Annotated in this window: 9 protein-coding genes; all 9 read left to right on the plus strand. The window is 71.0% G+C overall.

The genetic code is table 11. The annotated features are described in order from the left end of the window. The first annotated feature begins 49 nt into the window (after positions 1-49). The 9 genes from mfd to M3B01_RS13495 all read left to right on the plus strand — a co-directional run bounded on the left by mfd (position 50) and on the right by M3B01_RS13495 (position 12,092). On the plus strand, positions 50-3,586 hold the full coding sequence (gene mfd / locus M3B01_RS13455) for a transcription-repair coupling factor (RefSeq protein WP_396123378.1): 3,537 nt from the start codon (positions 50-52) through the stop codon (positions 3,584-3,586). Next, positions 3,583-4,359, plus strand: a complete 777-nt coding sequence (locus M3B01_RS13460) for a MazG nucleotide pyrophosphohydrolase domain-containing protein (protein ID WP_259792878.1) — start codon at positions 3,583-3,585, stop codon at positions 4,357-4,359. The genes mfd and M3B01_RS13460 overlap by 4 nt, the downstream gene beginning before the upstream one ends. A gap of 89 nt (positions 4,360-4,448) precedes the next feature. Further along, positions 4,449-5,732 carry a phosphopyruvate hydratase gene (gene eno, locus M3B01_RS13465; RefSeq protein ID WP_259792880.1) on the plus strand — a complete coding sequence of 428 codons (1,284 nt, stop codon included), beginning with the start codon at positions 4,449-4,451 and terminating at the stop codon, positions 5,730-5,732. Between the two features lie 17 nt (positions 5,733-5,749). Beyond that, a complete protein-coding gene (locus tag M3B01_RS13470; RefSeq protein WP_259792882.1) occupies positions 5,750-6,481 on the plus strand; it encodes a septum formation initiator family protein in 732 nt (243 codons plus the stop codon). Next, positions 6,478-7,050, plus strand: a complete 573-nt coding sequence (locus M3B01_RS13475; RefSeq protein WP_259792884.1) for a DUF501 domain-containing protein — start codon at positions 6,478-6,480, stop codon at positions 7,048-7,050. Before M3B01_RS13470 ends, M3B01_RS13475 begins: the two co-directional genes overlap by 4 nt. Beyond that, the gene (locus tag M3B01_RS13480) at positions 7,047-8,006 is read left to right on the plus strand and encodes a Ppx/GppA phosphatase family protein (RefSeq protein WP_259792886.1); all 960 of its coding nucleotides are present in this window, start codon (positions 7,047-7,049) and stop codon (positions 8,004-8,006) included. The genes M3B01_RS13475 and M3B01_RS13480 overlap by 4 nt, the downstream gene beginning before the upstream one ends. Before the next feature lie 57 nt (positions 8,007-8,063). Next, positions 8,064-9,440 carry an NAD(P)/FAD-dependent oxidoreductase gene (locus M3B01_RS13485; RefSeq protein WP_259792888.1) on the plus strand — a complete coding sequence of 459 codons (1,377 nt, stop codon included), beginning with the start codon at positions 8,064-8,066 and terminating at the stop codon, positions 9,438-9,440. A 215-nt stretch (positions 9,441-9,655) separates the two neighbouring features. Next, entirely contained in the window at positions 9,656-10,447 is a 792-nt protein-coding gene (nagB, locus tag M3B01_RS13490; protein ID WP_259792891.1) for a glucosamine-6-phosphate deaminase, read from the plus strand. A 49-nt stretch (positions 10,448-10,496) separates the two neighbouring features. Further along, positions 10,497-12,092: an NCS2 family permease gene (locus M3B01_RS13495; RefSeq protein WP_259792892.1), complete on the plus strand. Its 1,596-nt coding sequence runs from the start codon at positions 10,497-10,499 to the stop codon at positions 12,090-12,092. The last annotated feature ends 234 nt before the right edge of the window (positions 12,093-12,326 follow it).

Here is a 12,326-nt window from a genome sequence, read left to right on the forward strand (position 1 = left end):
CGACACCGCCCGCCGCAACCCTGCCGATGCCCCTGCGCGGCGTGCCCCTCTGGGCCCGCTGCTCGAGCACATCGCGCAGGGGGATGACCTCACCGCCATCCGCGCCCTCGTCGAGGAGGGCTCCAAGACCGGGGAGGGCGGCAGCATCGTCGCGGCGACGGGGCTGTTCCCCTTCGCCGTGGCAGATCTCGCGCGCCGCGCCGATGCCCAGCACCCGCTGGTCGTGATCACTCCCACCACCCGCTCGGCGGAGGACATCCGCTCCGCCCTGAGCTGCCTGGTGGGCACTGACCACCTGGCGGAGCTGCCCGCCTGGGAGACCCTCCCGCACGAGAAGCTCTCACCGCGAGCCGACACCGTGGCCCGCCGCCTGGCCACTCTGCGCCGCATCGCGCACCCCGAGACGGAGCAGCCCGTGCACGTGCTGCTGATGCCCGTGCGCACCCTGCTGCAGCCGATCGCCACGGGTCTGGGCGACCTGATGCCCGTCCGCGCCCGCACCGGTGACGAGTACCCCCTGGATGACCTGGTGCAGGCCCTGGTGGACGCCGCCTACGTGCGCGTGGACATGGTGGAGAAGCGCGGGGAGTTCGCCGTGCGCGGCGGCATCCTGGACGTGTTCCCGCCGACCGAGCCCCACCCCGTGCGGGTGGACCTGTTCGGCGACGAGATCGACGAAGTGCGGTACTTCTCCGTCGCCGACCAGCGCTCCCTGCAGGTCGTGCCCCACGGACTGGACGCCCCGCCCTGCCGCGAGATCCTGCTGACCCCGCAGGTGCGCGAGCGCGCCCGGGCCATGGCCGAACAGCTCCCCGGCGCCCGCGAGATACTGCTGCGCATTGCCGCGGGCATCGCGGCCGAGGGCATGGAGTCCCTCAGCCCCGTGCTGGTGGAGCAGATGGAGCAGGTCTCCGACGTCCTGCCCGCCGGCGCCCGGTTCCTGGTGCTGGAGCCGGAGAAGGTGCGCAGCCGTGCGAACGAGCTGGTCTCCACCACCGAGGAGTTCCTCGCCGCGGCCTGGTCCAGCGCGGCCACCGGGGGAGGGCTGCCCATCGACGTGGGCGATGCCAGCTTCGTTCCGCTGGCCGAGGCCGTCGAGCGTGCGCGGAAGGGCGGCCGCCCCTGGTTCACCCTGGCCGCCTTCGGACTCGAGACCGATGTGGACGTCACCGCCAGGGCCACCACGCACCCCGGCTACTCCGGCAAGCCCGGGGACGCCGCCAAGGACCTCGAGGCGCGGCGCCGCGAGGGCTGGTCCGTGATCGCCACCATGATGGGCCCGGGCGGAGCCCGTCACGCCGTGGAGAACCTGCGTGCCGAGGGGCTTCCCGCCGTGTACGCGGAGCGTCTCGACGCACCGGTCGTCCCCGGCGAGGCCGTGGTCACCGTCGGCCCCTTCCCCGCGGGCCTGGTCGACGAGACGGCCAAGATCATCCTCGCCTCGGAGCGGGACCTGACCGGCAAGTCCGGTGCCCGTCGCGGCGAGGAGCGCAAGATGCCCACCCGCCGCCGCAACGTGGTGGACCCCCTGCAGCTGCGGCCCGGGGACCACGTGGTCCACGCCCACCACGGCGTGGGTCGCTTCGTGGAGATGACCAGCCGCACCGTGGGTGCGGGAGCGAAGCGCACCACCCGCGAGTACCTGGTCATCGAGTACGCGGCCTCCAAGAAGGGGCAGCCCGGGGACCGCCTCTACGTGCCCAGCGACCAGCTCGACCAGGTCACCAAGTACGTGGGCGGCGAGGAGCCGTCGATCAACCGCATGGGCGGGGCGGACTGGGCCAAGACCAAGTCCCGCGCCCGCAAGGCCATCCGCGAGATCGCCGACGAGCTGGTGCGCCTGTACTCGGCGCGGCAGTCCGCGCCCGGGCACTCCTTCGCCCCGGACACCCCCTGGCAGCGGGAGCTCGAGGACGCCTTCGAGTTCGTGGAGACCCCGGACCAGCTCGTCACCATCGACGACGTCAAGGCCGACATGGAGAAGCCCGTCCCCATGGACCGCCTGATCCTGGGCGACGTCGGCTACGGCAAGACCGAGATCGCCGTGCGCGCGGCCTTCAAGGCCGTCCAGGACGGCAAGCAGGTCGCCGTGCTGGCCCCCACGACGCTGCTGGCCCAGCAGCACCTGGACACCTTCACCGAGCGGTACACCGGCTTTCCCGTCACCGTGCGGGGCCTGTCCCGCTTCCAGTCCCCGGCCGACTCCCAGGCCACCATCGACGGCATCGCCGACGGCAGCGTCGACGTGGTGATCGGCACCCACCGTCTGCTGACCGGGCAGGTGCGGTTCAAGGACCTGGGCCTGCTGATCGTCGATGAGGAGCAGCGCTTCGGCGTGGAGCACAAGGAGACCCTGAAGGCCCTGCGCACGAACGTGGACGTGCTGGCCATGAGCGCCACCCCGATCCCGCGCACCCTGGAGATGGCCGTCACCGGCATCCGCGAGATGTCGATCCTGGCCACCCCGCCGGAGGAGCGCCATCCCGTGCTCACCTACGTCGGGGTCCAGGACGACAAGCAGGTCACCGCCGCGATCCGCCGCGAGCTGCTGCGGGACGGCCAGGTGTTCTACATCCACAACCGGGTGGAGGACATCGACCGCACGGCCCAGCACCTGCGCGAGCTGGTGCCCGATGCCCGCGTGCAGGTGGCGCACGGCAAGATGAACGAGCACCAGCTGGAACGGGTGATCATCGACTTCTGGGAGAAGGAGTTCGACGTGCTGGTGTGCACCACGATCGTCGAGACCGGCCTGGACATCGCCAACGCCAACACCTTGATCGTGGAGAACGCCGACAAGTTCGGTCTCAGCCAGCTGCATCAGCTGCGAGGCCGGGTGGGGCGCTCCTCCGAGCGCGCCTACGCCTACTTCCTCTACGACGGCTCCAGGCCGCTGACCGAGACCGCGCACGACCGGCTGACCACCCTGGCCACCAACACGGACCTGGGTGCCGGCATGCAGGTGGCCATGAAGGACCTGGAGATCCGCGGTGCGGGCAACCTGCTGGGCGGAGAGCAGTCCGGGCACATCGCCGGGGTGGGGTTCGACCTGTACGTGCGGATGGTCGGCGAGGCCGTGGCCGCCTTCCGCGGCGAGGGCGGCGCCCCCGAGAAGGAGATCCGGGTGGAGCTCCCGCTGGACGCCCACATCCCGCACGACTACATCGGCTCCGAACGGCTGCGGCTGGAGGCGTACTCGAAGCTCTCCGCGGTGCGGGAGGTCGAGGAGATCGAGCAGGTGCGGGCCGAGCTCACCGATCGCTACGGTGCCCCGCCGGCCCCGGTTGAGGTGCTGCTGGACGTGGCCCGCTTCCGGATCGACGCCCGCGCCGCCGGTGTCGAGGAGGTCCAGGCCCAGGGCAAGATGATCCGCTTCGCACACCTGGAGGTGCCGGACTCCGCCGCGCTGCGGATCAAGCGCCTGTACCCGGGCACCGTGCTCAAGCCCGCCACCCGACAGGTGCTGGTGCCGCGTCCCACCACCGCGCGCGTGGGCGGCACCGAGCTGCGCGACCACGAACTGCTGGACTGGGCACGGGCGGTGCTGCGCACCCTGGTCCCCGCCTCGGTAGCCTCGGCCTCGTGACCCCCTCCGACCAGCTGCCCGCCGAGGACCATCCGGCATCCGACGAGTCCCTCCCTTCGCCGCGCGGAACCGCCCTGCTGCGTGCGGTCGAAGTGATGGAGGCGCTGCGCGCGCCCGATGGCGACGCGTGGACGCACCGGCAGACCCACGCCTCCCTGGCCCGGTACCTGCTGGAGGAGACCCACGAGGTGCTCGAGGTGATCGACACCCCGGCGGCTCACGGCTCCACCGCGCTGACGGACGAGCTCGGCGACCTGCTGTTCCAGATCCTGTTCCATGCCCGCATCGGGCAGGACGAGGACCCCGCGTGGGATGTCGACGACGTGGCCCGCTCCTTCGTCGCCAAGATGGAGCGGCGCAACCCCCACATCTTCGGCGAGGATCGCGATCGCGCCCTGCACGACCGCGCCGACGTGGACGAGATCATCGCTCAGTGGCACGCCGTCAAGGCCGCCGAGCAGGAGGCCAGCGGTGGGAGGCGCACGGGCTGGTTCGACTCCATCCCCGCCGGCCTGCCGTCCCTGCAGACAGCCGCCAAGGCTGTCCATCGTGCGCGCTCCGCGGGCCGGCTCGAGGAGCTGCTGGAGAGCGCGGACCATCAGGTCGACACCGAGGACCGCGAGGACTGGGGCGGGGACATCGGTCGTGCCCTGCTGGATGTGGTGGTGGCCGCCGAGGCGCGCGACATCGACCCGGAGAGCGCCCTGCGGTCACTTCTGGCCCGCATGCGCGCCCAGGGCGCGGCACCGGCGGATGATCCGCGATCCCTCTGACGTCCCGAGGGAGTGCACCTAGACTGGTGCGTGGACGGTCAGCGCCGACCGGCCGTGACCGATCCTCACCCTTATGGAAGGAACAGCACATGGCAGCCTTCATCGATGCCGTCCACGCCCGCGAGATCCTGGACTCCCGCGGCAACCCCACCGTCGAGGTCGAGGTCCTGCTCGACGACGGCACCTTCGCCCGCGCCGAGGTCCCCTCCGGCGCCTCCACCGGGGCCTTCGAGGCCGTCGAGCGCCGTGACGGCGACAAGGGCCGCTACCTGGGCAAGGGCGTGCAGCAGGCCGTCGACGCCGTCATCGAGGAGATCGGCCCGAAGGTGGTGGGCCTGGACGTGCAGGAGCTGCGCCTGATCGACTCCACGATGATCGAGCTGGACGGCTCGAAGAACAAGGGCACCCTGGGCGCCAACGCCATCCTGGGCGTCTCCCTGGCCGTGGCCAAGGCCGGCGCCGATTCCGCCGGCGTGCCCCTCTACCAGTACCTGGGCGGCGCCAATGCTCACATCCTGCCCGTGCCGATGATGAACATCCTCAACGGCGGCTCCCACGCGGACTCCAACGTCGACATCCAGGAGTTCATGATCGCCCCGATCGGCGCGGAGTCCTTCAAGGAGGCCGTGCGCATGGGCGCTGAGGTCTATCACGCGCTCAAGGCCGTGCTGAAGGACCGTGGCCTGGCCACCGGCCTGGGCGACGAGGGCGGCTTCGCCCCGAACCTGGGCTCCAACCGCGAGGCCCTGGACCTGATCGTCGAGGCGATCGAGAAGGCCGGCTACAAGGCCGGTGCGGACGTCGCCCTGGCCCTGGACGTGGCCGCCTCGGAGTTCTTCGAGGACGGCTCCTACACCTTCGAGGGCGAGAAGAAGTCCGCCACCGAGATGATCGAGTACTACGCCGAGCTGGTCGCCTCCTACCCGCTGGTCTCCATCGAGGACCCGCTGAACGAGGACGACTGGGAGGGCTGGAACGCCATGACCGAGCGCCTCGGCGACAAGGTGCAGCTGGTGGGCGACGACCTGTTCGTCACCAATCCTGAGCGCCTGGGCCGCGGCATCCTCGAGAAGTCCGCCAACGCCCTGCTGGTGAAGGTCAACCAGATCGGCTCACTGTCCGAGACCTTCGACGCCGTGGACCTCGCCCACCGCAGCGGCTTCCGCTGCATGATGTCCCACCGCTCCGGTGAGACCGAGGACACGATCATCGCCGACCTCGCCGTGGCCACCAACTGCGGCCAGATCAAGTCGGGCGCCCCCGCCCGTGGCGAGCGCGTCAACAAGTACAACCAGCTGATGCGCATCGAGGAGGAGCTGGAGGGCGCCGCGAAGTACGCCGGCGCCGCCGCGTTCCCGCGCTTCACCGCCTGAGGTCGTATCCTGCGGGCATGACTTCGAGACGACCGGGCGCCCCGCGATCCGCGAGGCGCCCGGTCGCGTCGTCCCCAGGGCGACGCGGCCACGCCACGCCCACCCCCGCCAAGGGCCCCGCGGCCCGCACCGGCAGCGGTGCACGCAGCTCCGGCGCCCGGTCCAGCGCCTCGCGCACCCCGTCCTTGCGCCCGTCGGGAACCGGCGCCGCCGGCGGCTCCTCGCGCGCCACCGCCGGAGGATCGCCCTCGCGTGGGCGGGGCCCGGCCAAGGCATCCCGGCCCCGCAGCACCGCCGGCTCCCGCACCGCGCAGCAGGACGGCCCCGGGATCACCATCACCCGCCGCACCCTGGTGCTGGTGTCGCTGGTGGTGATCGCACTGGCGGCCCTGCTGCCCACCGTCAACTCCTACGTCACCCAGCGCCAGCAGCTCTCCGAGCTGCAGGCCGAGGTGGAGCAGAAGCAGCAGCGGGTCGACGAGCTGCAGGACCAGGTCGCCCGCTGGGAGGATCCCGCGTACGTGGCCGCCCAGGCCCGTGAGCGCCTTCTCTTCGCGATGCCGGGGGAGACCCAGTACCGCCTCACCGACACCTCCGGGCGCGACGTGCCGCTGACTGAGGCCGAGCAGGCCGCGGTCGAGGCCACCGAGGGCGAGTGGTTCTCGACCCTCTGGGAGAGCCTCGAGGGCTCGAGCCGCCTCACCGCCGACGACATCCCCGACCCCACCGATGAGGACGAAGCCGAGTGACCACCGCCTCTCTCCCACCCGTTCCCGACGGGGCCTCCCTGCCGCCCCTGCCTCACGAGACCCCGGCCACCCCGGCTGATGCCGTCTCCATGCGCGAGCAGCTGGGCCGTGAGATGCGGGGCGTGATCTCCATCGCCCGCCGCTGCTCCTGCGGCCGGCCGGCCGTGGTGCGCACCGCTCCCCGCCTCGAGGACGGCACCCCGTTCCCCACCTCCCTGTACCTGACCCTTCCCTGGCTGGTGCTGGAGATCTCCCGGGTCGAGGCCACCGGCGCCATGGCCGAGCTCACCGCCCGTCTGGGGGAGGATCCGGCCCTGGCCGAGGCCTACCGCGGCGCTCACCAGCGCTACCTGCAGCGCCGCGCGGAGCTGGGCGATGTCCCCGAGATCAGCGGGACCAGCGCCGGAGGCATGCCCGAACGGGTCAAGTGCCTCCACGCCCTGGCCGGGCAGGCCCTGGCCGAGGGGCCCGGCATCAATCCCGTGGCCGAGGAGGTGCTGGTCGGCATCGACGGCGCCTGGCCGGAGCTGGTGTGCCGCTGCGAGCGGCGCGAGGGGGAGCAGCGATGAGCGCGCGCGAGCATCAGGATCCGCCCGTGGCCGCGATCGACTGCGGCACCAACTCCATCCGCCTGCTGATCGCGCGAGCCGACCCCTCCGGTCCCGGTCTGGTGGATCTCGAGCGGCACATGGAGATCGTGCGCCTGGGCCAGGGAGTCGACCGCACGGGCCGGTTCGACCCGGCCGCCGTGGAGCGCACCCTGGATGCGGCCCGTCGCTACGGGCGGCTGATCGAGCACCACGGTGCGCGCCGCCTGCGATTCACGGCCACCTCCGCCACGCGCGACGCCACCAACCGCGACCTGTTCATCTCCGGCATCCGCGAGATCCTGGGGGTGGAGCCCGAGGTGATCAGCGGCGAGGAGGAGGCCGAGCTCTCCTACCGGGGCGCGGTCACCACCCTCGAGGACCTGCCCGAGGGGCCCCGCCTGGTGGTCGACATCGGTGGCGGCTCCACCGAGCTCGTGCTGGGCACCGACGCGCCCAGCCACCGCGTGAGCCTGGACATGGGGTCGGTGCGGATGACGGAGCGCCACCTGGCCTCCGACCCGCCCACCGCAGCGGAGATCGCGGCCGCTGCGGCCGACGTCGACTCCCTGTTGGACCGGGCCGCCCAGCAGCTGCCGTTGGAGTCCACCTCCGTGCTGGTGGGTGTGGCCGGCACGGTCACCACGCTGACGGCGCTGGCAATGGGTGTCACCGAGTACAGGCCCGATGTCACCCACGGAGCCCGGCTGGACATCGACGAGACCGTCGAGCTGTGCGAGCGTCTGCTGGCCATGCCTCGCGCCGAGCGCGCCGAGCTCTCGGCGATCCACCCCGGCCGCATCGATGTGATCGGAGCGGGCGCGCTCATCTGGTCCCGCGTGGCACGGCGACTGCAGAGCACCGCCGACCTGCAGGTCTCCCGCACCAGCGAGCATGACATCCTCGACGGGATCGCCCTCAGCCTGCTTCCTGTGTGATGTTGATTGCGGGGGCCGCCTTTTGTGCGGCCTCTCGGAGCGCCCTACGCTGTACCCATGAACAACTCTCATGGCGGCAAGCCTCACGTCCTGATCCTCGGCGGCGGGTCCGTCGGACTCACCACTGCGGCGGACCTCCGCAAGTCCCTCGGGACCGAGGTCGCGATCACCGTCGTCGACTCCCGCCCCTACATGACGTACCAGCCCTTCCTCCCCGAGGTCGGCGCCGGCTCCATCGATCCGCGCAACGTGCTGGCCCCGCTGCGCAAGATCCTCGCCGGCACCAAGGTCGTCACCGGCACCGTGACCTCCATCCGCAGTGCCGACAACCTCGTGGTGGTCGACACCGAGGACGACGTCCAGCTCGAGATCTCCTACGACTACCTGGTGGTGGGTCTGGGTGCCGTGCCGCGCCTGCTGCCCATCCCGGGCCTGGCCGAGGCTGCGATCGGCTTCAAGTGGGTCGAGGAGGCCGTGGCCGTGCGCGACCGCGTCCTCGCCAATCTCGCCGAGGCCGCCTCCACCAAGGATCCGAAGATCCGCAAGCGCCTGCTCACCTTCACCTTCGTGGGCGGCGGCTTCGCCGGCGGTGAGGCCATCGCCGAGACCGAGGACATGGTCCGCGACGCCCTGCGCTACTACCCCGACCTGCACGCCTCGGACATCCGCTTCGTGCTGATCGACGCCGCTCCGTTCATCTTCCCCGAGCTCACCGAGGACCAGCGCGCCTACGTGCTGAACCAGCTGCGCGAGCGCGGCATCGAGGTGAAGCTGGAGACCTTCCTGAACTCCGCTGAGGACGGCGTGGTCAAGACCAGCGACGGCGACGAGTTCGAGACCGACCTGCTGGTGTGGAACGCGGGCGTCAAGCCCAGCCCGATCCTGCTGGAGGAGGGGGGCTCGGACCTCCCCGTCATCACCGAGCGCGGCCCCCTGATGGGCAAGGTCGACACCCTCGCCGACCTGCGCGTCAACGGCGCCGACGGCCCGATCGACAACGTGTTCGCCGCCGGCGACTGCGCCGCCGTGCCGGACCTGGCCGCGGGCGAGGGCAAGTTCTGCCCGCCCAACGCGCAGCACGCGGTGCGCCAGGGCAAGCGGATCGCCGACAACATCGCGCGCTCCGTTCAGGGCCGCCCGCTGGTGGACTACTACCACAAGAACCTCGGCACCATGGCCACCCTGGGCATGTACAAGGGCGTCGGTCGCCTGCACGTGGGCGACAAGGAGTTCGACCTGCGCGGCCTGCCCGCCTGGGCCGCCGCTCGCGCGTACCACGTGTACGCCATGCCCACGATCGGCCGAAAGGCCGCTGTGGTCGCCGGCTGGGTCACCAACCTGATCTCCCGCCGCGACATCATCGGCATCCCGGAGCAGACCACGCCGCGCGCCGCCTTCGAGCTGGCGGCCAACACCTCCTCCAAGCCCCAGTGATGCCGCGCGGATCCACGACCCGCGCTCGTGGATCCCGCCGCTGACGCACGCGCCCTTGCTCCCCGGAGCGAGGGCGCGCTGCGTCTGGCGGCCGCCACACGGTGCGCCCGCGGTAGGATGTGACCGAACGTGCTCGACTCCACGCGCAGTCGAGCGCAAACGGCCAATAGGTGGGCATCGGTGGCCCGTGTCCGCACGCAGGAGGAACACCGTCAATGCAGGTCATCATCGTTTCTGACGCCGCCGAAGGTGCACGCGAGGTCGCTGACGTCTTCGAGCGAGTGCTGCGTGATGCAGGCCCCGTCGTGCTGGGCCTGGCCACCGGTTCCTCCCCGCTGGCCGGCTACCGGGAACTGATCCGCCGCCACCGGGAGGAGGGGCTGTCCTTCGCCTCCGCCCGCGCTTTCCTGCTGGACGAGTACGTGGGTCTGCCCTCCGATCACGAGCAGAGCTACCACCGGTTCATCCGCGAGAACCTCACCTGGCACATCGACATCGACGACGCCGCTGTGCTCTCGCCCCACGGGCAGGCTGCCGACCCGATCGCCGAGGCCGATCGCTACGACCGCTCGATCGCGGAGGCCGGGGGAGTGGACCTGCAGATCCTGGGCATCGGCTCCAACGGCCACATCGCCTTCAACGAGCCCGGCAGCTCCCTGGCCTCCCGCACCCGTCCCGTGGTGCTGACCGAGTCGACCATCGCCGACAACGCCCGCTTCTTCGACTCCCGCGAGGACGTGCCGACCCTGGCCCTCTCGCAGGGCCTCGGCACGATCCGCGAAGCGAAGGAGATCGTGCTCACCGCCACCGGTGAGAACAAGGCCCGGGCGATCGCGCAGATGGTCGAGGGCCCGATCAGCGCCCGCTGGCCCGCGAGCTGCCTCCAGCTGCACCCCGCCGTGAGCGTGGTGGTCGACGAGGCCGCCGCCTCCCAGCTCGAGCTGACCGACTACTACCGGCACATGCGTCGGGTGGCCCAGGAGGAGTCGCTCACCTCACGCAGCTGAGCGCCGACGACGACGGTTCCTGGGCCCGCAGGCCGATACGATCGCCCCCATGCAGTCTGATCTCCCCTCATCCCCCTCGTCCCCGTCCCCCTCTTCGTCCCCCTCCGATGCGCGGCCCGCCGCCGCGGCCGTCGGCTCCGGCTCCGCTGATCGCGAGGGTGGCACTGCGCCGGCCTCCACAGCGACCGCCACCGCCCCTCGCGGCGGTCTGGACCGCTTCTTCGGCATCAGCGACCGCGGCTCGAGCGTCTCGCGAGAGATCCGCGGCGGCCTGGTCACGTTCTTCTCGATGTGCTACATCGTGGTGCTGAACCCGCTGATCATCGGCACCGTCCCCGACTCCACCGGCCAGTACCTGGGCGGCGGGGCGGAGCCCAATCTGCCGGCGGTCGCCGCCGGCACCGCACTGATCGCCGGCCTGCTCAGCATCGTCATGGGCACCTGGGCGAAGTTCCCCCTGGCGCTGGCCGCGGGGCTCGGCCTCAACGCCTACGTCGCCTACTCGGTGGTGCCCCTGCCGGGCATGACCTGGGGCGGGGCAATGGGCCTGGTGCTGCTGGAGGGCGTGATCGTCCTGCTACTGGTGCTCACCGGATTCCGCAAGGCCGTGTTCGATGCCGTCCCGCCGTTCCTCAAGACGGCGATCGCCGTCGGCATCGGTCTGTTCATCGCGTTCCTGGGCCTGTACAACGCCAAGTTCGTCACCACTGCCACCGGCACCCCGGTGCAGTTGGGCAACGACGGCTCCCTCACCGGCTGGCCCACCTTCGTGTTCGTCACCGGTCTGCTGCTGATGTTCGTGCTGTGGGTGCGCAAGGTCCCCGGCGCCATCCTGATCTCGATCGTGTTCGCGACCGTCCTGGCCATCGTGCTCGAGAGCGCGCTGAAGCTCGGCGCCTTCGCCCCCGCCGGGCCCGAGGGGGAGGGCAACCCCGGTGGCTGGGCCATGAACGTGCCCTCCATCAGCGAGTTCCCGATCCAGGTGCCGGACTTCGCCACACTGTTCACCGTGGATCCGATCGGCGGGATCACCGCAGCGGGCGCGATCGGGGCGACCGTCATCGTCTTCTCCCTGCTGCTGGCGGACTTCTTCGACACCATGGGCACGATGGTGGGTGTGGCCTCCGGGGCCGGGCTGGTCGACGAGACCGGCGACATCCCCCGCTCCCAGCGCATCCTGGTGGTGGACTCCGTGGGCGCCATCGCCGGTGGCCTCGGCGGTGTCTCCTCCAACACCAGCTTCGTGGAGTCCACCTCCGGTGTGGCCGAGGGTGCCCGCACGGGCCTGTCCTCGGTGGTCGTGGGCATCACTTTCTTGTTGACCACCTTCCTGTCGCCCCTGGTCGCACTGGTGCCGTACGAGGCGGCCACCCCGGCCCTGGTGATGGTGGGCTTCCTGATGATGACCCAGGTCACGGACATCGACTTCACCGACGTGGAGATCGCAGTGCCGGCGTTCCTCACCATCATCCTGATGCCGTTCGCGTACTCCATCACCGTGGGCATGGGGGCCGGCTTCATCATGTTCGTGCTGATCCGCGTGATTCGTGGCCGCGCCAAGGACGTCCACTGGCTGATGTACCTGGTTGCGGCACTGTTCGTCGTCTACTTCCTGCGAGGCGGCATCGAGAGCCTGCTGCTCTGACGCAGCCGAGCCCTCGCCATTGCGACATCGTGCGGCAATTCCTGGCACGTCCGCACCCGAGGTCGCCCTCCGGTGCGGTACAGCCTGCTCAACGGGCGCTCACCGCTCACGAGCAGCGTGCTGCCCGGTGACTTCCAGGCGCCGGTGCTGATGGCGCTGATGGCCGCGACCATCGGTGTGCTCTCCCTTGCCCTGCCCCAGGTGCCGGTCGGCGTGTCCGGGAGCGGGGGGGGC

The organism is Brachybacterium sp. p3-SID957 (assembly GCF_025144775.1).
Taxonomy (GTDB): domain Bacteria; phylum Actinomycetota; class Actinomycetes; order Actinomycetales; family Dermabacteraceae; genus Brachybacterium; species Brachybacterium epidermidis.

Excerpts from the sequence above, each read along its gene's own strand:
- eno (WP_259792880.1), top strand. The coding sequence starts at position 4,449 with ATGGCAGCCTTCATCGATGCCGTCCACGCCCGCGAGATCCTGGACTCC.
- M3B01_RS13485 (WP_259792888.1), top strand. The coding sequence starts at position 8,064 with ATGAACAACTCTCATGGCGGCAAGCCTCACGTCCTGATCCTCGGCGGC.
- M3B01_RS13495 (WP_259792892.1), top strand. The coding sequence starts at position 10,497 with ATGCAGTCTGATCTCCCCTCATCCCCCTCGTCCCCGTCCCCCTCTTCG.
- M3B01_RS13480 (WP_259792886.1), top strand. The coding sequence starts at position 7,047 with ATGAGCGCGCGCGAGCATCAGGATCCGCCCGTGGCCGCGATCGACTGC.
- M3B01_RS13470 (WP_259792882.1), top strand. The coding sequence starts at position 5,750 with ATGACTTCGAGACGACCGGGCGCCCCGCGATCCGCGAGGCGCCCGGTC.
- nagB (WP_259792891.1), top strand. The coding sequence starts at position 9,656 with ATGCAGGTCATCATCGTTTCTGACGCCGCCGAAGGTGCACGCGAGGTC.